The organism is Faecalibacterium sp. OF04-11AC, from assembly GCF_003460645.1.
In the GTDB taxonomy this organism is placed as follows: Bacteria; Bacillota; Clostridia; order Oscillospirales; family Ruminococcaceae; genus Faecalibacterium; species Faecalibacterium prausnitzii_I.
Genome location: NZ_QTVP01000020.1, coordinates 1 through 19,287, shown reverse-complemented (window position 1 = coordinate 19,287; position 19,287 = coordinate 1). Strand labels below are relative to the sequence as shown.

The 19,287-nt window shown below is 60.6% G+C and carries 19 protein-coding genes, 1 pseudogene and 1 riboswitch; of the genes and pseudogenes, 12 read left to right on the top strand and 8 right to left on the bottom strand.

Features of this window, described 5'->3' with window-relative positions:
• Positions 1 to 53: 53 nt before the first annotated feature.
• A complete protein-coding gene (locus tag DXA70_RS09815) occupies positions 54 to 1,511 on the top strand; it encodes a PLP-dependent aminotransferase family protein (protein ID WP_128118364.1) in 1,458 nt (485 codons plus the stop codon).
• Here DXA70_RS09815 and DXA70_RS09810 read toward each other — a convergent pair.
• Positions 1,418 to 1,969, bottom strand: coding sequence for a hypothetical protein (locus DXA70_RS09810; protein ID WP_128118363.1), 552 nt, complete (start codon positions 1,967 to 1,969; stop codon positions 1,418 to 1,420). The two genes, DXA70_RS09815 and DXA70_RS09810, sit on opposite strands and share 94 nt — an antisense overlap.
• Positions 1,970 to 2,151: 182 nt before the next feature.
• Between DXA70_RS09810 and DXA70_RS09805 the strand changes: the two genes are divergently transcribed.
• Both DXA70_RS09805 and DXA70_RS09800 read left to right on the top strand, forming a co-directional pair.
• Entirely contained in the window at positions 2,152 to 2,331 is a 180-nt protein-coding gene (locus DXA70_RS09805) for a hypothetical protein (protein WP_128118362.1), read from the top strand.
• Between the two features lie 256 nt (positions 2,332 to 2,587).
• A riboswitch (glycine riboswitch) is annotated at positions 2,588 to 2,692 on the top strand.
• A gap of 97 nt (positions 2,693 to 2,789) precedes the next feature.
• On the top strand, positions 2,790 to 4,346 hold the full coding sequence (locus tag DXA70_RS09800; protein WP_128118361.1) for an alanine/glycine:cation symporter family protein: 1,557 nt from the start codon (positions 2,790 to 2,792) through the stop codon (positions 4,344 to 4,346).
• A gap of 51 nt (positions 4,347 to 4,397) precedes the next feature.
• On the opposite strand, the gene DXA70_RS09795 is transcribed toward DXA70_RS09800, so the two are convergent.
• A complete protein-coding gene (locus tag DXA70_RS09795; RefSeq protein ID WP_243001285.1) occupies positions 4,398 to 5,687 on the bottom strand; it encodes an aminoacetone oxidase family FAD-binding enzyme in 1,290 nt (429 codons plus the stop codon).
• 238 nt (positions 5,688 to 5,925) lie between these two features.
• Here DXA70_RS09795 and DXA70_RS09790 point away from each other — a divergent pair, with 238 nt between their 5' ends.
• The 9 genes and pseudogenes from DXA70_RS09790 to DXA70_RS09755 all read left to right on the top strand — a co-directional run bounded on the left by DXA70_RS09790 (position 5,926) and on the right by DXA70_RS09755 (position 14,057).
• On the top strand, positions 5,926 to 6,726 hold the full coding sequence (locus DXA70_RS09790) for a cache domain-containing protein (protein ID WP_128118360.1): 801 nt from the start codon (positions 5,926 to 5,928) through the stop codon (positions 6,724 to 6,726).
• On the top strand, positions 6,708 to 7,406 hold the full coding sequence (locus DXA70_RS09785; RefSeq protein ID WP_128118359.1) for a GGDEF domain-containing protein: 699 nt from the start codon (positions 6,708 to 6,710) through the stop codon (positions 7,404 to 7,406). The genes DXA70_RS09790 and DXA70_RS09785 overlap by 19 nt, the downstream gene beginning before the upstream one ends.
• Positions 7,407 to 7,527: 121 nt before the next feature.
• Positions 7,528 to 8,065, top strand: a pseudogene (locus DXA70_RS14525) (stage V sporulation T C-terminal domain-containing protein).
• A gap of 185 nt (positions 8,066 to 8,250) precedes the next feature.
• A complete protein-coding gene (locus DXA70_RS15105; RefSeq protein WP_278321330.1) occupies positions 8,251 to 8,808 on the top strand; it encodes a hypothetical protein in 558 nt (185 codons plus the stop codon).
• 5 nt (positions 8,809 to 8,813) lie between these two features.
• Positions 8,814 to 9,320, top strand: a complete 507-nt coding sequence (locus DXA70_RS15100) for an HrcA family transcriptional regulator (protein WP_278321329.1) — start codon at positions 8,814 to 8,816, stop codon at positions 9,318 to 9,320.
• Complete coding sequence (locus tag DXA70_RS09770; RefSeq protein WP_128118358.1) at positions 9,317 to 9,949, top strand: nucleotide exchange factor GrpE; 633 nt, start codon at positions 9,317 to 9,319, stop codon at positions 9,947 to 9,949. The genes DXA70_RS15100 and DXA70_RS09770 overlap by 4 nt, the downstream gene beginning before the upstream one ends.
• Before the next feature lie 98 nt (positions 9,950 to 10,047).
• On the top strand, positions 10,048 to 11,880 hold the full coding sequence (gene dnaK, locus DXA70_RS09765; RefSeq protein ID WP_128118357.1) for a molecular chaperone DnaK: 1,833 nt from the start codon (positions 10,048 to 10,050) through the stop codon (positions 11,878 to 11,880).
• 263 nt (positions 11,881 to 12,143) lie between these two features.
• Positions 12,144 to 13,319: a molecular chaperone DnaJ gene (gene dnaJ, locus DXA70_RS09760; protein WP_128118356.1), complete on the top strand. Its 1,176-nt coding sequence runs from the start codon at positions 12,144 to 12,146 to the stop codon at positions 13,317 to 13,319.
• Between the two features lie 213 nt (positions 13,320 to 13,532).
• A complete protein-coding gene (locus tag DXA70_RS09755; RefSeq protein WP_128118355.1) occupies positions 13,533 to 14,057 on the top strand; it encodes a hypothetical protein in 525 nt (174 codons plus the stop codon).
• A 78-nt stretch (positions 14,058 to 14,135) separates the two neighbouring features.
• Here the strand turns inward: DXA70_RS09755 and DXA70_RS09750 are convergent, their stop codons facing one another.
• The 6 genes from DXA70_RS09750 to DXA70_RS09725 form a co-directional block, all read right to left on the bottom strand.
• A complete protein-coding gene (locus tag DXA70_RS09750; protein ID WP_243001284.1) occupies positions 14,136 to 14,450 on the bottom strand; it encodes a hypothetical protein in 315 nt (104 codons plus the stop codon).
• 89 nt (positions 14,451 to 14,539) lie between these two features.
• A complete protein-coding gene (locus DXA70_RS09745) occupies positions 14,540 to 14,872 on the bottom strand; it encodes a hypothetical protein (protein WP_128118354.1) in 333 nt (110 codons plus the stop codon).
• Between the two features lie 223 nt (positions 14,873 to 15,095).
• Positions 15,096 to 16,268, bottom strand: coding sequence for a DHHW family protein (locus tag DXA70_RS09740; protein WP_128118353.1), 1,173 nt, complete (start codon positions 16,266 to 16,268; stop codon positions 15,096 to 15,098).
• Between the two features lie 16 nt (positions 16,269 to 16,284).
• Positions 16,285 to 17,703 carry an MBOAT family O-acyltransferase gene (locus DXA70_RS09735; RefSeq protein ID WP_128118352.1) on the bottom strand — a complete coding sequence of 473 codons (1,419 nt, stop codon included), beginning with the start codon at positions 17,701 to 17,703 and terminating at the stop codon, positions 16,285 to 16,287.
• 70 nt (positions 17,704 to 17,773) lie between these two features.
• Positions 17,774 to 18,358, bottom strand: a complete 585-nt coding sequence (locus DXA70_RS09730) for a DUF4358 domain-containing protein (RefSeq protein ID WP_128118351.1) — start codon at positions 18,356 to 18,358, stop codon at positions 17,774 to 17,776.
• Between the two features lie 138 nt (positions 18,359 to 18,496).
• On the bottom strand, positions 18,497 to 19,287 hold a 791-nt coding region (locus DXA70_RS09725), incomplete at its 5' end, for a M15 family metallopeptidase (protein WP_243001283.1).

The window sequence follows — 19,287 nt, the reverse complement described above, 5'->3', positions numbered from 1 at the left end:
AAGATTTTTTATGGGGTCAGTTCGGGTCTTTGCCCAAAAAGAGGAGGGGTTTTGTGTTCCATTTGACCACAGCACTGGACGCGGCTTCCGCTGTGCCGCTGTATGAGCAACTGTATCAGAGCCTTGCCGCCGAGATGCGCGCCGGGGCCATCCCGGCAGGCACCCGGATGCCCGGCAAACGGCGGCTGGCGGCGGAGCTTTCTGTCTCTGTCAACACGGTGGATGCCGCGTATCAGATCTTAGCGGCGGAGGGCTATCTGGAGCCAAAGGAGCGCAGCGGCTTTTATGTACAGGAATATCTGGCGCTGCCTCCCCGGCCGGAACGTGATCCGGGCACTCCGGCAAAGCCCATGGAGCCGGAAGCGCCTGCCGGGGAGGCCGCACCGCCCTCTCCGCCGGTCCGGTATGATCTTTCCACCCGGGGCGTGGACCCGGCGCTCTTCCCGTTCCGTACCTGGGCGCGGCTCCAAAAGGAGCTGCTCTACTCCTCGCCGGAGCTGCTGACCCACGGCGATGCTCAGGGCGACTGGGAGCTGCGGCAGGCGCTGGCGGATTATCTGGAAGAATACCGGGGCGTGCAGTGCTCGCCCCAGCAGATCGTGGTGGGAGCCGGCCTGGAATACTTGCTGGGCCTGCTGGCCCCGCTGCTGCCCGGCAAAGCCGCCGTGGAGACCCCCGGGTACCCCCGCGCCAAACAGGTGCTGGAGAACAATGGCGTGGAGTGCTGCTGTCTGCCCGTGGACGAAGACGGCCTTTCCATCGAAGAACTTTCCCGGTCCGGGGCGTCGGTCTGCTACGTTACCCCCAGCCACCAGTTCCCTACAGGCGTCACCATGCCGGCGGGCCGCCGGGCCGAGCTGCTCCACTGGGCGGCCAAGCGCCCCGGGGAGCGGTATATTATTGAGGATGACTACGATTCCGAGTTCCGTTTTGACACCCGCCCCCTGCCCAGCCTGCAGGGGATGGCGGGGGCCGACGGCCCGGTGGTCTACCTTTCCACCTGCTCCCGGAGCCTGGCCCCCAGCATCCGTATCGCCTATATGGTGCTGCCGGAGCACCTGCTGCCCGCCTGGTGGAAGACCTACCGCCTCTATGCCAGCACGGTGGGCCGGTTTGAGCAGCAGACGCTGGCCCGGTTCATCACCGAGGGGTATTTTACCCGGCATCTGGCCCGGGAGCGGGTGGCTTACAAGGCCCGGCGGGATGCTCTGACGGCAGCCCTGAACGCTGCCTTTGCCCCCGGGCAGCTGCGGCTGGCGGGGCTCCATACCGGCCTGCACCTGCTGGCCTCCCTGAAAAATGCCCCGCCGGATGAAGCCCTCCGCCGGGCTGCCGAGGCCGAGGGGGTGCGGCTGAACCTGTTGAGCGATTACGACCTGACCGGAGCCCGGCACCAGACCGGAACGCTGGTGCTGGGTTACGGCTCGCTGGACGATGCCGCCTGCGCCTCGGTGGGCCAGACGTTGAAGAGAGTCTGCACGGCGGCCCGGGAGGCATCCGTCAACCCGTAAAAGCGGCGGGTTGGGTTCCACGCGCCGGGCAGCGCGTCGGCGGAAACGGCGGCATTGCCGTTGGCCAGAAACTCCAGCGTGCTTTCCAGTGTCAATAAGTCCTGCGCCGTCAGGTCAGTCAGCAGCTCCGAGCTGTGGGCCCGGAGGGCCGCAGGGAGGGTCGTGGGGAGCAGTTCGAGATCTTGCCGGAAAAACGCGTCCCACACCGCCGCCCGGGCGGCAGCCCGGTGGCTGGGCGGGAGGGTGCCGTCTTTGTCCCACCCGGAAAAGAGGCTCTGCGCCTCTCGGGCCGAGAGAGCCTGCACCCCGCCGGAAAGGCCGCACTGGGCCAGCTCGTCGGCGGTGAGCGCGCCGGAAAAGCCCACCCGCAGCATCCCGTACCGGTCCGCGATGGCGGCCAGGACACTGGGGGAGAGAGCGAGATAGCGGGTGGTCTCGGGCAGAGCCAGAGGCTCCAATAAGGCTTCCCGGCAGCGGGCTGGGCCGGCCGCGGCATAGCACTGGGCCAGCGTGGCCTCTCCCTGCCCAAAGGGGACTGGCAGTCTCCGCAGGCAGCGCCGCCAACCGGATACAGTTCTGGCTGGCGTTGAGGTAGAGCAGCACAAAGCCCGGCTGCTCGCCTGCGGTGCAGACCAGCAGGGTGAGCTGGTTTTCGGTCTTTGGCATCCGGACAGCCACCCCGCTCTGGGGTTTGGCGGCCAACCTGGTGCGGAGGGACTGCCGGGTGAGCAGGATGGTGCCGCCCACCAGCGGCAGCAGTACCAGAAGCGCTGCCCCCAGTGCGGCCCAGAACGGCTGCCAGCCGCGGGTTTTATCGTGATGAGAATGCAAAACAGCCCATCCCCCTTTCAGCAGGAGGATGGGCTGTTTGTCTGGCGGTTATACAGGATGCAAACTCTGAACAATCGAAAAAAGTCATACCATATTAAAATTCATCTCCGGGCATGAGAGATGAAACTGAAACATAAAATAGAGAAAAAGGCTTGCCAAACCGGAGAACTTATGATAAAGTTTATTTGTCGCGCACAGCTGTGTGCGCAGGGAGAACTGAATACAACTGTAGACGTGCGGCCGCAGGGCTGCACTCTGGAGAAGCCCGCAGTTTGGCGGGTGCCGAAGGTGTACGATTCTGAGTGGGAAAGCAGAGTCAATCTCTCAGGCAAAAGGACAGAGCATCGTCTTCCGTGCAAGAGGCATGGACAGAACAGCTGAGCTTTTTGCGGGCAGAGCCTTTGGGGGAGGTTCTGCCCGCATTTTTGTGTGTAGAGGGGATAAAGTATGGTAGAGTGGATCACGACCGTCAACAGCGCAGTCAACGGCATCGTCTGGGGGCCCATCGGGCTGGCGCTGCTGTTCTGCACCGGCCTGTGGATGACATTGCGCACCGGCGGCTTCCAGTTCCGCCGGGTGGGCCACTGGATGCGGCACACCATTGGCGCGGTGTTCACCAACAAGGAGGTCACCGCCCACACCAGCAAAGAGGACATGGCCATCAGCCAGTTCCAGAGCATGTGCACGGCGCTGGCGGGCACCATTGGCACCGGCAACATCGTGGGTGTGGCCACGGCCATCGTCTCGGGCGGGCCGGGCGCCATCTTCTGGATGTGGGTCATGGCCATTCTGGGCATGATGACCAGCTTTTCGGAAAACGTGCTGGGCGTGTACTACCGCCGCAAAAATGAAAAAGGCGAGTGGTCCGGCGGTGCCATGTATTACCTGACCGACGGCCTGGGCGCAAAGAAAGGCTGCAAAACGCTGGGCAAGGTGCTGGCGGTGCTGTTTGCCTGTTTCTGCATTCTGGCATCGTTCGGCATCGGCAACATGAGCCAGATCAACTCCATTGCGGGCAACATGAACGCCGCGTTCCACACGCCCTACCTCGTCACGGGCGTGGCGCTGATGGTGGTCACGGCCCTCATCGTGCTGGGCGGCCTCAAGCGGGTGGCCGCTGTCACCGAAAAACTGGTGCCCCTCATGGCACTGTTCTACATCGTGGGCGCTGTCGTCATCGTGGTGCTCCACGCGGGCAACATCCCGGCGGCATTCCGGGCCATCTTCCGGGGCGCGTTCAACCTGCAGGCCGCAGGCGGCGGCACGCTGGGCTACGGCATCAGCCAGAGCCTGACCTGGGGCTTCAAGCGGGGCGCGTTCTCCAACGAGGCCGGCCTTGGCTCGGCCGTCATGGTCAATTCCTCCGCCAATGTGAAAGAACCCGTCCAGCAGGGCATGTGGGGCGTGTTTGAGGTCTTTGCAGACACCATTGTGGTCTGCACCCTCACGGCACTGGTCATCCTGACCACCGGCGTGGTGGACATTGAGAGCGGCAGCGTGCTGGCAGGCGTGCAGGACAATGCGCTGGTGGGCCAGGCGTTCACAGCGGCCTTTGGCAGCTTTGGCCCCAAGTTCATTGCCATTTCGCTCCTCTTCTTCGCCTATTCCACGGTGCTGGGCTGGAGCCACTACGGCACCAAGGCTGTGGAATATCTCTTCGGCCAGAAAGGCACCCGCGTCTACAAAGTGATCTTCGTGGGCATGGTGGTGGTGGGTGCCACCATGAAGCTGGGCCTTGCGTGGGATCTCTCCGACACGTTCAACGGCCTTATGATGATCCCCAACCTCCTCGCGGTGCTGGCACTCTCCGGCACGGTGGTGCAGATCACGAAAAATTATCTCGACCGCAAGGTGAACGGCAAGGACATCCCGCCCATGTGGTCGGTTTTTGCCGAGTACCAGAAAGCCGAGGAGGCGGAAGCTGCCGAGGAAGCCAAGCAGGCACGGGAAGCTGAAGCACTGGCAGAGCTGGAGATTCTGGGCGGCCATGCAGTCAACGAATAAAAAACAGCAAAACAAAGGGCGTCTGCCATGAGCGGACGCCCTTTTGTGGTATCAGCGTTTCTTTTTGGGGCTTGAAGGCCTTTGGGGCCGGGCAGGCTTTGCCGCACTGCGCCCGGCCACCAGGCCGCTGCCAAAAGCCCAGTGGAGGTTGAACCCGCCGCAGCTGCCGGCGCAGTCCAGCGTCTCGCCCACAAAGTAAAGGCCCGGGCAGCCCTGGAACTGGAACCGCTCGTCCATTTCGTTGAGGCAGAGGCCGCCGCCGGTGGTCTGGGCCTGCTTCCAGCCGCAGGGGGTCAGCCCCTCAAACCGCCAGTGTTTGGCCGTGCGGGCCAGCGTCTGCCATGCCTGCAGGGGCAGGGCGTGGAGGGAAGTTTCCGGCAGCCGTGCCGCCGCCCAGAGGGCCCGGCCCAGCTTGGGGTGGACAAGGCCCAGCCAGAATTCCGCCGGGCTGTCCCCGGCAAGGCGGGGCGGGCGGGCCGCAAACAGGGCGGCAAGGGCCGCTTCGTCCAGCGCGGGGAAGAGGTCCAGCTCCACGGCGGGCTGTTTCGGCCCACGGCCCGGGGCCAGAAGGCCGGACAGCTGCATGATGCAGATGCCGGAGAGGCCGTAGTCCGTAAACTGGACCTCGCCGGTCTCTGCGGCCAACAGAGTTTTGCCATCCAGCAGGGAGGCCGTGGCTTTGGCCCGGATGCCCGCCAGTGCTTTCTGTGGCTTTGCAATTTGCAGAGCGGTCAGGCAGGGGTAAAGGGGGGCCAGCTTTCCGCCGCACTGGGCGGCAAAGGTGGTGCCAAAGCCGTCGGTGCCAAACTGGGGCCCGGCGGCCGCGCCCATGGCACAGATGACGGCGTCCGTCCGCAGGCTCTCGGGCTGGCCTTCGGCGTTGACAAACTGGACGGCGTACCCGCCCCGGCTCTGGCTCAGGGAGCGGACAGTGCACCCGCAGCGGATGCGGACGTTGTATTTTTCCAGATGGTGCTCCAGCAGGGCAAGCACGTCTGCCGCCTGGTTGGAGTAGGGGTACACCCGCCCGGCCTCGTCGGTGCGGGTGTAGAGGCCGAGCGACTCAAACCAGCCCAGCGGGTCGGCCGCGTTGACGGCAGCCAGCAGAGGCTTGAGCCCGGCCGGGTCCGAGGTGAAATACCGCTCGGGCGCGATGCCGGTGTTGTCCAGATTGCAGCGGCCATTGCCGGTGGCCAGCAGCTTTTTGCCGGGTTTTGCATTCCGCTCCAGCACCGTCACCCGCGCCCCGGCCCGCGCTGCCGCCAGTGCGGCGGCAAGCCCGGAGCTCCGCCGCCCAAAACCAAAACCTGCTGCATCTTTTTCCGCCCTCTCCCTGTACATTGCAGTATCAAAACGTGGTTTTATTGTAACATACACGTCGGGGAAACGCAAACGCCGAAAAACGGCAAAGATTTGGCAAAGATATAGAATTTTTTGTCCAGATTTTGAAAAAATCGTGCATTGACTGATTCTGGAAATCTGGTATATTGGGAATGATGAGCAGAACCTTTTTCTTTCCTGCATTTTTTGACCGGGGGGGGGTAACGTTTCGGTGAAAAAGACGGAGGAAAGCGTAAAAATGCGTAAAAACAAAGAAAAAGTTCTCCTTTCCATGGCTCTTGTTCTCCTCATGACCGTGAGTATCTTCTTTTATGCGCTCTACATCCGGCAGCAGATCTACTACGAGGGCACGCGGGCCATGCTGGAGACTTATGAACAGGTGAACAAGACCTTTACCATGTTTGCCCAGCGCAACTGGAATGTCCTCGCGGACTGGGGCGGTTACTTGAGGGAGATGGCCGCCCCCGAGACGGCTACCCAGTGGAGGGACTTTAAAGAGGAAAAGAAGACCTGGAACTACAGCGATTTTTATATGGCGAATGAGAACGGCGATTACTGGACGGTAGACGGCCGTGAGGGACTGGGAAGTGAAAACATCCAGGCTGTGTTTACGGCGCTGCAGGTGGCGGGAGAACCGATCGTTTCCAGTTATACGGCGACCAGTGGGATCCGCAAGGTCGTGTTTGCAGTACCGGTGGACCCCATCACCATGAACGGCGTCACCTACACCAGCCTGGCGGTCAGCTATGATAATGATACCATTGAAGAGATGATCGGCGGCCGGGCCTACGGCGGCCGGAGCGACTGCTACATCATCTACCCCAACGGCGATATCATGCTCTCGGAAGAGCCCAAGAGTGAGATCACGGCCTGGATGGAAAACCTGTTTGATTATCTGGAAACCAACACAGAGGTGAACGAGACGTGTCTCCGGGAGATGCAGGAGCAGACGCTGCAGGGCGGCAGCGGCAGTGTGCCCTACCGTTTTAAGGGCCGAAACTATTATCTGGTGTACCAGCCGTGGGCTTCCAGGACCTGACCATTGTGGGCATCGTGGAGCGGAACGTGGTGGACGCCGGAATGCGTAAAGTGCAGTGCGTCACCATCTTCCTGCTGGCATTCCTGGCACTGGCGGTGGTGGCCGCGCTGGTGCGGAGCATCAAGACGGACCTTCGTTTTGCGCTGGCGGAACAGGAAGAAGCTTTCCACCGGGAGAGTACCGAGCGGCAGAAGATGGAGGACCTTGCCAACACCGACGGCCTGACCGGCCTTTCCAACGAGAGATTCTTCAACGCGACCCTGCAGAAAAAGGAGAAGGCCGGGGAGCCGTTTGCGCTGTTCTATCTGGATCTGGACAGCTTCAAACCCGTCAACGACACCTACGGCCACGATGTGGGCGACCAGCTGCTCAAGGCTGTGTCCTGTCGGCTGCGGACCTGTGTGCGGAGCACGGACTACGCGTTCCGCATCGGCGGCGATGAGTTTGCCCTCATCGTCAACGGAGCCCTCAGCGAGGAATTCTGCGCCAAGCGGACCGAGCGGATCAAAAATGTCTTGACTCAGCCGTTCGTCATCAACGGGCAGGAGCTGCACATCGGCACCAGCTGCGGCAGCGCCCTTTACCCGGCGGACAGCACGGAGGTAAAAGAAATCCGCATCCTGGCCGACCAGCGGATGTACGAGGATAAAGCCCATAAGCCCGGCAGACAGGGACGATAAAAGACATTATTATAAGAATAGAGAGACGAATAATTCCAGCCTGCTTTCCACATAATACCCATGCTGTACAAAATCTAGGAGCCTGAGCCCCACGGGGCTGGAAAGCGAGGAAATGGAACCCATGAAAGCAACTGGAATCGTCCGCCGCATCGACGAGCTGGGCCGGGTGGTCATCCCCAAGGAGATCCGCCGCACCCAGCGCATCCGCCGGGGAGACCCGCTGGAGATCTTTACCACCGGGGACGGCGAGGTCATCTTTAAAAAGTATTCGCCCATCGGGGAGCTGCAGGGGGTGGCGATGCAGTACGCCGAGGTGCTGAGCAAGAGCTTTGCCCTGACGGCCTTTGTGGCCGACCGGGACCGGATGATGGCCGTGGCGGGTGCCGGGCGGCGGGACCTGGCCGACCGGAGCATCAGCAGCCGCTGGAAAAGCTGATGGAGAGCCGCAAGCCCTACCTGCGGCAGGACGCGGAGCAGACGGTGCTCCCCTGCGAGGCTCGCCCCGGGTGCTGCTGTGTGCGTCCCCCATCATCGCGGCGGGAGACGTGGCCGGGGCCGTGGGCCTGCTGACAGAGGACCGGAGCGCCAAACCGGACGCCTCCCAGCAGAAAGCCGTGGCCGTTGCGGCCGCTTTTCTGGCAAAACAGATGGAAGAATGAAAGTGAAAAAAGGGCCTGTGCTGGACACGGGCCCTTTTTTGCGTGCGTGGTTATTACGAATTTGTGAATCTTTCAAAACTTTTCTGGGAAGCTATTGACAGCGCCGGAAATTTGGCTATAATGGTCTTAGCACTCAGGAAGATGGAGTGCTAAAGAAACAAAAACAACGAATGGAGGCAGGCGCTATGACAATGGATGCACGCAAGCAGCGAGTCTTGCAGGCGATTGTAGCGCTGTATGGCCTCGAGGGCGAACCCGTTGGCAGCAGTGTGCTGGCAAACTACTTTGACATGGCAGTCTCCAGCGCCACGCTGCGCAATGAGATGGCCGCACTGACAAAGCTCGGGCTGCTGGAGCAGCCCCACACCAGTGCGGGCCGTGTCCCCAGTGCCAAGGGTTACCGTTATTATCTGGATCATCTGCTCACCGACGACCAGCCGCTGGACCGTGTGACCCGCGCCCGTGTGGACGCGGTGTTCGCCAGCTTGGACCATGAGCCGGAAAAGCTGGCACAGGGCGCTGCCAAGGCGCTGGCCGCCATCAGCGGCTGCACCGCCGCTGTCAGCACCCCCTGCGCCGAAGACCTCTGCATCGCCCATTATGAGGTGGTGCAGGTGGGCCGGAGCGCCGCCGCCGTGCTGGCGGTCACCACAGCCGGTTACGTCCGCACCCGTGTGGCGAGGGTCCGCACCGGGCTTCCGGAAACGCCGCCGCGCTGGCCGCGCTGCTCAACCGCAACCTGACGTTCGTGGCACCCGTTGATCTGTCGTCTCGGCTCCTGAGCGAGCTGTGCGGCCAGATCAGCCCGGAGCTGGTGCCGGTGGTCAGCGCCGCCGCCGCCATCCTGCAGGACTCCACCACGCCTCATGTGTTCCTGGGCGGTGAGCAGCACCTGCTGGACTGGCCTCAGCTGGACGGCAAGGTGGGCACCATCCTGACACTGCTGAACGATGAGGAAGAGGCCGCAAGGCTGATTGCCCCGCTGGATGAGCAGAATGAGAGCATCCTGCTGGGCGAGGATATTGAGCCGCAGATCCCCGGCCTGTGCATCGTCAGCGACCGCTACCTGGTCGGCGGCGGGCTGTGGGGCTCGATCGCGTTGATCGGCCCGACCCGGATGCCGTTCCAGAAACTGATGCCGCTGCTCCACGCCTTTGCAGACCAGCTGGGCGAGGGAATGAGCGGCAAACGAAAAGACACCCCGCAGATGGCCGCACCCCGGCGGACTGTGATCTATAAGGAGGACTTGGAATGAGCGAAGAAACCAAGAAGACGGTGGAAGAAACTCCCGCTGAGGAGCCCAACACCGCGCCGCAGGCCGAGCCGGAAGCAGCGCCGGAAGAGACCGCCGCTGCCCCCGAAACGGACGAGACTGAAAAGACCGACGGCAAAAAGAAAGAGGGCTTCTTTAACAAGAAAGCCCGGGAGCTGGAAGCCGTCAAGGCCAAGCTGGACGCCGCTGAGAAGAATGCCAATCAGGCAAAGGATCAGCTGCTGCGGATGGCTGCCGAGTACGAAAACTACCGCAAGCGCTCCACCCGTGAGGCTGACCAGAAGTTCAACGATGGCGTTTCGTTCGCCGTGAACCAGATCATCCCCATCCTGGACACGCTGGATATGGCCGCCAACGCCCCCACCACCGACGAGAACTACAAAAAAGGCGTGATGATGACGCTGGACAAAGCCGCCAAGGCGCTGGCTGCCCTGCATGTAGAAGAGATCGAGGCGCTGGGCAAGCCCTTTGACCCCAACTTTATGAACGCCGTGCAGCAGATCCCCGCCCCGGACGGGCAGGAGAGCGGCACCGTCATCACGGTCTACCAGAAAGGCTATAAGCTGGGCGACAAGATCGTCCGCCATGCAACCGTTGTGGTGGCCGAGTAAGCAAAGCTTCCCCGCTCCCAAAGGAGCGTTCAAATAAACATCCGCTTTTCACTCAAGCATGAGATAAACAAGTTCTTTATTGAGAGGAGACTTCATTTATGAGTAAGATTATTGGTATTGACCTTGGTACTACCAACAGCTGCGTGGCTGTTATGGAGGGCGGCGAGCCCGTCGTCATCGCAAACTCTGAGGGTGCCCGCACCACCCCGTCCGTGGTCGGCTTTACCAAGACCGGCGACCGTCTGGTCGGCCAGGTCGCAAAGCGTCAGGCCATCACCAACCCTGAGAACACCGTTGCTTCCATCAAGCGTTTCATGGGCACCGACCACAAGGTGACCCTGAACGGCAAGGAGTACACTCCCCAGCAGGTCAGCGCAATGATCCTGCAGAAGCTGAAAGCCGATGCGGAGGCTTACCTGGGCGAGCCTGTTACCGAGGCCGTTATCACGGTTCCTGCATACTTCAACGACAGCCAGCGTCAGGCAACCAAGGACGCCGGCACCATTGCGGGCCTGAACGTCAAGCGTATCATCAACGAGCCCACTGCCGCTTCTCTGGCATACGGCATTGATAAAGAGGAAGACCAGAAGATCATGGTCTACGATCTGGGCGGCGGCACGTTCGATGTCTCCATCATTGAGATGGGCGACGGCGTGACCGAGGTCCTGGCCACCAATGGTGATACCCACCTGGGCGGCGATGACTTCGATGAGCGCATCATCAACTGGATGGCGGACGCGTTCCAGACCGAAAACGGCATCGACCTGCGCAAGGACAAAATGGCCGCTCAGCGCCTGAAGGAAGCTGCCGAGAAAGCAAAGATCGAGCTGTCCAGCGCGATGAGCAGCCAGATCAACCTGCCGTTCATCACGGCGGACGCTACCGGCCCCAAGCATCTGGATATGACCCTGACCCGCGCAAAGTTCAATGAGCTGACCGCTGATCTGGTCGATCGTACCATGGGCCCTGTCCGCAAGGCTCTGCAGGATGCAGGCCTGCGTCCCTCTGACCTGAAGAAAGTCCTGATGGTCGGTGGTTCCACCCGTATCCCCGCTGTCTACGATGCCGTGAAGAAAGAGCTCAACTGCGAGCCGTTCAAGGGCATCAACCCCGATGAGTGCGTGGCTGTCGGTGCTGCCATCCAGGGCGGCGTCCTGCAGGGCGACGTCAAGGGCCTGCTGCTGCTGGATGTCACCCCGCTGAGCCTGGGCATTGAGACCCTGGGCGGCGTCTGCACCAAGATCATCGACCGCAACACCACCATCCCCACCCACAAGAGCCAGGTCTTCTCCACTGCCGCGGATAACCAGCCCTCTGTTGAGATCAACGTCCTGCAGGGCGAGCGTGAGTTTGCCCGCGACAACAAGAGCCTGGGTGTCTTCCACCTGGATGGCATTGCTCCGGCTCCCCGTGGCGTGCCTCAGATCGAAGTTACCTTTGATATCGATGCAAATGGCATCGTAAAGGTCAGCGCCAAGGACCTGGGCACCGGCAAGGAGCAGAACATCACCATCACTGCTTCCACCAACATGTCCAAGGAGGACATCGACAAGGCTGTCAAGGAAGCTGAGCAGTTTGCTGCTGACGATAAGAAGAAGCGTGAAGAGGTCGATATCCGCAACGGTGCCGACCAGATGGTCTTCCAGACCGAGAAGATGCTGAAAGAGAACGGCGACAAGATGCCCGCTGACGTCAAGACCGAGGCGGAAGCAAAGCTGGCCGAGCTCAAGACTGCTGTCCAGTCCGGCTCCATCGACGACATCAAGGCAAAGCAGGAGGCTCTGAGCCACGTCTTTGAGAAGATGTATCAGGCCGCTTCCGCTGCACAGGCCGCTGGCGCACAGCAGTCCGGCCCCGATGCTGGCGCGAACAACAACCAGCAGAAGCCCAACGACGACGGCGTCGTGGATGCGGACTTCAAGGAAGTCTAAACGCTGACACAAACGGCACGGCACCCGGCCAAACCGGAGGGTGCGGCGGCCGATAAGCAACCCAAAAGCCGCTCCGGTTTTGGCCGGGGCGGCCTTTGTGGGTTTAAAACTCTCAGTCTCGCTGCGCTCGCCAGCTCTCCTGACAGGGGAGCCCTTGGCAGGCCGGGCAGGTCTGTACAGACCGCTGGAAGCTTTCTGTGCGAGAAGCAGCAGTGCGCTGCTGTGATGGGGAGGTTGTGCGACTAATTGAGAGGTGAGTGGATATGGCACAGGAAAAGCGTGATTACTACGAAGTGCTGGGGGTATCCAAGACCGCCACGGATGCGGAGATCAAAAAGGCTTACCGCAAGCTGGCAATGAAATACCACCCGGACTATAACCCCGGCGATAAAGACGCCGAGGAAAAATTCAAGGAAGTCAATGAGGCAAACGAGGTCCTCTCGGACCCCAAGAAGCGCCAGCTCTATGACCAGTATGGCTTTGCGGGCGTAGACCCCAGCTATGCGGCACAGAACGGCGGCGGCCCGGGCGCGGGCGGTTTCGGCGGCTTTGGCGGCGACGGCGTGGATCTGGGCGACATCTTCGGCGATATCTTCGGCGGCGGTTTCGGTGGCTTTGGCGGTTCGTCCCGTCAGGCCAACCCCAACGCCCCCCGCAAGGGCCAGGACATCCGCGTGCGGATCACCCTGTCCTTTGACGAGGCCGTGCACGGCTGCAAGAAGAACATCACCATCACCCGCCAGCAGGAGTGCACCGAGTGCCACGGCACCGGCTGCGCGACCGGCACCAGCCCTGAGACCTGCCCGGATTGCGGCGGCCGCGGTTATGTCATCCGCCAGCAGCGCACCCCCTTTGGCGTGATGCAGACCCAGCAGCCCTGCTCCCGCTGCGGCGGCAAGGGCAAGCTGGTCAAGAACCCCTGCAAGAGCTGCCACGGCAGCGGCAAGACGGCCACCAAGAAGACGCTGGAAGTCTCCATCCCCAAGGGCATCGACGACGATCAGAGCTTTGCACTCCGCGGCATGGGCGATGCCGGTGCCAACGGCGGCCCCTCCGGTGATGTCATCGTGATGGTCACCGTCCGGCCCGATCCGCTCTTCCAGCGCGATGGCTATGATGTCTGGGTCACGGTGCCCATCACCTACAGCCAGGCTGTCCTGGGCGATAACATCACCGTCCCGTCCATTGACGGCAAGGTGGAGTACACCGTGCCCGAGGGCACCCAGAGCGGCACCACGTTCCGCCTGCGTGGCAAGGGCATCCAGTATCTGAACGGCCGCGGCCGGGGCGACATGTACGTCAAGTGCGAGGTCGAGATCCCCAAGAAGCTGAACAAGATCCAGCGCGATGCCCTGAAGAAATTTGAGGGCACCCTGAAAGAAGACAACTACGAGAAACGCAAAGGCTTCTTCAAGCGGCTGAAAGACATGTTTGCATAAAACATAAGGTGTATCAAAAAGAGCGAAGATTCAATTGGATCTTCGCTCTTTTTGCGCCACAGAGTTTTCACACAGATTAAGGCAATCTTAAAGAAAACATCGGGTTTTCTTTAAGGAACGGATGCCATACTTTAGCATAGAACGAGGGAAACAAGAAAGCCCTTGCATGAAACCGTTTCTGAAATGATACTGCAATAAAAGGAGAAGTGACCTATGATGAATCGTACTGCAAAAACAGTTGCCATGCTCAGCCTGTCTGCCTGTGTTCTGGTGGGAAGTGCCGTTTGCAGCTTTGCCGCAGAACCCACAGCTACAGCAACTGTGACGGGCCGCACCACCAGCAGCTGCTGTGACGGTGGTGCAAAGAATAAGATCCTGGCACGATTCCAGAATGAGGACGGTACCGTGAGCAACTACTCTATCTGTTCTGAAGGTGGAGAGGTGAACGGTGTGGCAGCGTTGGAGGAAGTGGACTATGCCTTCAGCAATTTCAGCGGGACTACCGTCTATGAGGGCACACTGGACAACGGTGAAAAGGTGATGACGGTGACCTGCAGCAGTCAGTACGTCGCGAACATTGATATTAACAAAGAAGCAGTGGAGGGCTACGATCTGTATGTGGTGAACAACGATGGCACGGAGACCAAGCTGGAGGTTGGCATTGGTGCCCGCCGTGCTTCCTTCAAAGTGGACATGAGCCAGGGCGCGGTCCTCATCCACATGGTAGCGCAGAACTGAGTATAAAACAGAAAGAGCTGAGATCCAACGGGTCTCAGCTCTTTCTGTTATGCCTGGATGCTTTGGAGAAAAGAATGGTTACGAAAGGATGATGAGCGCATTGACGAGCAGGCCGACGCCGGTGAAGCAGGAAGAAGCTGTCCAGAAAGCACAGCCTGCACCGTAAATGGTGTTCGGGAGGCTCTTATCCATGTACTTGTTCCATGCATCGATGCCGGTGCTGGTCCAGTTGGTCGGATGTGCTTTGCGATAGTCGCGGATGGCAGAAACGCCTGCGAGCCAGCCGTAAACCGGGACGGCGACCGCGCAGACAGCCTGAAGAAGATTGGCACCGCCTTCGGTATAGGTCATTTCTTCTTCGGTCATGACACAATAAGCCGCAGGATACATCATCGTGGTCTCCATAGTAATACTCCTTTGAAAGCAAAAGCCAAACGATGCAGAAAAGCATCGTGCGTTCCGTAAGAGCAGGGGAAAGGGGATCACAGGATGAGCAGGATGGCGCTCAGGGGGGCAAAGGCTACCACCATGGCGGTGGAAACACCGTCGCGCAGGAAGTTGGCGGGGGATTTTGCCATATCAGCGGCGATGGCGTCCGAAGCGCGGCCTGCCACGGTGAGGAAATTGCCCTCACGGTTCTTCTTGACACTCAGCCAGTCCCTGGCCTGGGAGATGCCCCACAGGTAGCTGGAGCCCAGTACCACGGCACCCACCACGGTGGCGGCTGTACCAAGAGCACCGCCGCCCTGGGTATAAGTCATTTCCTCCTCGTTCATGACTGCATAGCTGGCAGGGAGATTCAGTTTGTTGGTCATAGTGTATTACTCCTTTACAAATGATTTGCAATGAAGCCGGGCCCCGGGCCAGCCAAAGCGCTGTACCGGGAGACCTGTGGCGGAAAGTTTCCCTCTGATAGTTTCATTCTACTACAGGGGGGTGGTTTCTGCAAGAGATTTGGGAACGAATGGTGCAAAAACGGGAACTCGCATGAAAAAGCTTTCCAAAATTTGTGAAAAAGCACTGCAATAATTCTCGAACTTAGCCTGCAACGCCCGCCCGGTAGAGGTAGGGGTCACCCTTGAAGCTGTCAAAGCTGTACAGCACGAGGATCTGGTCATAGTCGTTGTCGGCGATGAGCTGGTCCAGCCCGTAGTTGTAGTTGCGGAAATCCACCACATCCACGGCAGCGTAATTGGCCGTCAGGTAGGGCACAAAGCAGTTGGCGTAGCTGTCCTTGATGACGAGGATCTTTCCGCTGCCGTCGCCCTCCACCCGGCTCAGGCCGTTGTTGCCGTGGAGGAACATGGCGTATTTGTCGTAGACATTCAGCTTGTCGGTGTCGTACAGGCCGGTGGTGGTGCCCTCGGTGGGCTGGCCGGGGCCGGTGACGTTCCAGATGGTCAGGGCGTTCTGCAGTTCGTAGTAGGTGATGGTGTCCGGCACGGCGTTCCAGGTGCGGGCCTTGGAATAGTGGGTGCCATAGAAGCCATCCCGCGTCAGGGCCGTGTGGGCAGCGGGGTCAAAGGGCGTCAGGCCCAGTGCCTCGCAGAGCTGGCTGTAGGCGTAGTATGCCCCCAGGCTTGTCCAGTGGTGGTCGGTGCGGTAGTAGAGATATTCGTCCTTGTGGCTGCGCAGGGGATCCCGCACGTCCACAAAGCGGCCTCCGGCGGCCTGTACGGCGCTGGAAAGCTGGTCGAGATACGGTTCCTCATTGAGGAGCGGGGCGCCCGCAGGGACGTTCTCCGGGTAGATCACGGAGGCCGCAGGCACCAGCATCACGTTGACCTTGCCCGGATAGCGCTGGCAGAGGGATTCCAGGGCGGCGGTGTTCTTGGGCAGAGCGCGGGTCTCGCTGGAGAGCAGGCTGTAAGTGCGGGGGAACATCTGGTGTTCTTTGCCCAGCAGGATGCCGCCGTTCTCGGTCTTCTGGAAGAGGGCTGTCTCCACAAAGCTCTGCAGGCTGATCCACTCGTCCCGGCCAAACACCTGATCTTTGACATACTTGGTGTAGCCGGTAAAGTAATTGTTCAGCCCGTCTGCCGTGGGAGCGGTGAGCTTGGGCCGCTGGGCGAGGGTGGTGTTTTCCAGCTCACTGTAGGCGCGGTCCGGTGTGACGAGATCCAGCACGAACAGCCCAAGGAAGAACAGCCCGAACGCCAGCAGCACCGGGTACTGCCGCAGGGAGGCGCGTTTTTTGTTATGTTTTTCCATCAAAAATGCCTCCCTTTTAGAAGTTGAAATACAGGAACGGGCTGTTGGTGCTGCCCACGACATAGGCCGTGGAGACCACCAGCAGCACAAGGATGGTAGCCACCCGGGTCAGGGTGCGGCGGCGCAGCAGGTTCCAGAGCTTTTCAATGAGTGGGGTGCAGCAGACCACCGAGACGGCCAGCAGCACGCCGTAATTGCGCAGGAAATAGAAGGGCGACACGCCGCCCGAGGGGACAAAGAGCTTCTGGAACAGCAGCCCGAACGAGACGCCGGTGTCGTTGCCCACAAACATGGCCCAGCCCACCACCACGAGGAAGAGGGTGTAGATGTGGGGCCAGACATTCCCCTTTTGCAGGTATTGGAGCAGGAACAGCTTCTCGATGGCCAGCAGCACAAAGTAATACAGGCCCCAGCAGATGAAATTCCAGTTGGCACCGTGCCAGATGCCGGTGAGCAGCTCGACCACAAACAGGTTGAAGATCTGCCGCTTGAGGCCCTTGCGGTTTCCGCCCAGGGGGATATACACATACTCCCGGAACCAGCCGGAAAGGGTCATGTGCCAGCGCCGCCAGAATTCGGTGATGGAGGCGGAGATGTAGGGGTAGTTGAAGTTCTGGGGGAAATCGAATCCCAGCATCTTGCCCATGCCAATGCCCATCATGGAGTAGCCGGAAAAATCAAAGTAGAGCTGGAGCGAGTAGGCAATGACGCCCAGCCAGACCAGCGCCGTGGAGGCGTTGGCAAGCCCCACGAACGTGGTGGAGGGGCTGTCCGCAATGCCGATGATGTCGGTCCAGAGGGCACCGATGGTGTCCGCCAGCAGGACTTTTTTGGCGAGGCCGAACGTGAACAGGGTCATGCCATCCTCGATCTGCTTGAGGTTGTAGCGGCCATGAGTCACATGCAGCTGGGCCGCCACGTCCCGGTACTTGACGATGGGGCCCGCGATGAGCTGGGGGAACATGACGACATACGCGCCGAAATCAATGATGTTGTGCTCCGTCTTTACGTCCCGGCGGTAGACGTCGATGGTATAGGAGAGCGTCTGGAACGTATAGAAGCTGATGCCCAGCGGCAGGGTGCTGATGCCCTGGATGGGGGAAAAGCTTGTCCCCAGCAGAGCGTTGGCACTGCTGAGCACAAAGTTTGCGTATTTGAAATAAAACAGCATCCCCAGGCTGCCCACAAGGCCTGCCAGCAGGAAGAATTTGCGGGCGGGCTCGCTGCCGTCGAACCGTTCCAGCCCCAGACCGCAGAGGTAGTTGAGGAGGATGAGAGCGATCATGATGGGGAAAAAGCGCACCTCGCCCCAGCAGTAAAACACGAGGCTGCACAGGAACAGAACGGTATTTTTGAGCTTTGCCGGCGCGAGATAGTACAGCGCCAGCGTGATGGGGAGGAACCGGAATAAAAACAGGATGGTGCTGAAAACCACGGCGTCAGCTCCTTTTTGTGGTGATGAAAAAGACCGATGCCGCAGATGGCACCGGCCGAAGAAAAGCTGCTTATTTGCCGAGGACGCTGTCCACGGCGCTGCTCAGGTCCGCGGAGCACTCGTTGGAGGCGATGACCATGACCACAAGGTCGCTGTCATTGCTGCCGATGACGGCATTCTCCACATTGGACTGGGCCTGTGCAAACTCGGCGTAGTTGCCGTAGAACGCTACCTGATCTTTCTGATAGGTGGTCAGCGCGTCCACGACGTTCTGGGCCTTGCCCGCGGCGGCCTGGATGACCAGCACGAGGCCGGCGTCGCCGTTATCGTTGCTCTTGACGCCCTTGTAGCTGGTGATGTCGTCGGCCTGGATGCCGAAATCGTACTCGATGTTCATGGCGGCGATCTCAAACTGGTTGGAGATGGGGTTGGTGTCCAGCAGGGTGTTCACGGCGTCGTCCAGGGCGTCGGTGCCGTTGGTGCCCTCTGCCGTGGCGCTGGCGGCCTCGGAAACAGCCGGGCTTGCCACGCTGGAAGCAGCCTGAGAGGAGGCCGCCGGAGCAGAGGAAGAAGAGGAACCGCCGCAGCCTGCCAGCAGAGCACAGCTCAGGGCGACAGCGGCAGTGGATAAGATCATTTTTGCACGAATTTTCATGGATTATTCCTTCTTTTATGGATTGAGCCTGCCGCAGGGGCAGACCACTGTTAGTTTACCATATCGGCTCCGGAAATGCAAAGGGGCGGACATAACTTTTGCCGAAAGTTCACCGGAATATTTTGTGCAGTCTGCCCATCAGGCGGCAATGGACTGCAGGGCGGCGATATAGTCCTCAAAGCACAGGCCGCTTGCGTTGATCTTGGCGGCGTTCTCCGGGCCCACATACCGCCAGTGCCAGGGCTCGTAGGTGATCTCGGTGGCATCCTCGGCCCCCTGGGGGTAACGCAGGATAAAGCCATACTCGGCGGCGTGCTCACACAGCCAGCGGAACGCGGCCGTGTTTTCAAAACCCTCGTCCAGGCCGGTGTGCTCCGGGCTGTTCAGGTCGGCGGCCAGGCCGCAGTTGTGCTCGGAGTAGCCCGGCGGGTTGACGATGGCGGCGGCTTTTTCCTTGGCGGTGGCCTCGTCATAGCCCTTGTCGCGGTAATACTGGGTCTTCCGCTCATAGAGCTTGGTCTGGTAGGAGACGCTGCGGTAGCCGCTCTGCATCCAGACGGTCACGCCGTCGGCGGCAGCGGCTTTCTGCATGGCCAGAAAGGCGTCGCAGGCCACGGTCTGGAGCGTTTTATTCACCGAGGTAGAGGAGCCGCACTCCTTGGTATCAAACGTGTAGTTGTCCGGCATCTTGTTGGCGTGGTTCACCAGCACCATCAGCGGGTCGGCCAGCATGGCGCTGGCCTCCTCTGCCGTCAGGCCCAGGGCGTTGTCCGGGGCAGCCGGTTCCGACGAAACAGCAGAAGAAGCCGCCTCGTTTTTGCCGAACAGGCCGTTGGTGGCGGCCTCGCTGGCCGCCGTGCTGGAAGCCGCGGGCAGGGCGGACGCCGCCGAGGCAGCCGGGACGGGGGCCTTGCGGTGGAGCAGGAACG

Coding starts and splice junctions, on each gene's coding strand:
- DXA70_RS09800 (WP_128118361.1), top strand. CDS start 2,790: ATGGTAGAGTGGATCACGACCGTCAACAGCGCAGTCAACGGCATCGTC.
- DXA70_RS09795 (WP_243001285.1), bottom strand. CDS start 5,687: ATGTACAGGGAGAGGGCGGAAAAAGATGCAGCAGGTTTTGGTTTTGGG.
- DXA70_RS09790 (WP_128118360.1), top strand. CDS start 5,926: ATGCGTAAAAACAAAGAAAAAGTTCTCCTTTCCATGGCTCTTGTTCTC.
- DXA70_RS15105 (WP_278321330.1), top strand. CDS start 8,251: ATGACAATGGATGCACGCAAGCAGCGAGTCTTGCAGGCGATTGTAGCG.
- DXA70_RS09770 (WP_128118358.1), top strand. CDS start 9,317: ATGAGCGAAGAAACCAAGAAGACGGTGGAAGAAACTCCCGCTGAGGAG.
- dnaK (WP_128118357.1), top strand. CDS start 10,048: ATGAGTAAGATTATTGGTATTGACCTTGGTACTACCAACAGCTGCGTG.
- dnaJ (WP_128118356.1), top strand. CDS start 12,144: ATGGCACAGGAAAAGCGTGATTACTACGAAGTGCTGGGGGTATCCAAG.
- DXA70_RS09755 (WP_128118355.1), top strand. CDS start 13,533: ATGATGAATCGTACTGCAAAAACAGTTGCCATGCTCAGCCTGTCTGCC.
- DXA70_RS09750 (WP_243001284.1), bottom strand. CDS start 14,450: ATGATGTATCCTGCGGCTTATTGTGTCATGACCGAAGAAGAAATGACC.
- DXA70_RS09745 (WP_128118354.1), bottom strand. CDS start 14,872: ATGACCAACAAACTGAATCTCCCTGCCAGCTATGCAGTCATGAACGAG.
- DXA70_RS09740 (WP_128118353.1), bottom strand. CDS start 16,268: ATGGAAAAACATAACAAAAAACGCGCCTCCCTGCGGCAGTACCCGGTG.
- DXA70_RS09730 (WP_128118351.1), bottom strand. CDS start 18,358: ATGAAAATTCGTGCAAAAATGATCTTATCCACTGCCGCTGTCGCCCTG.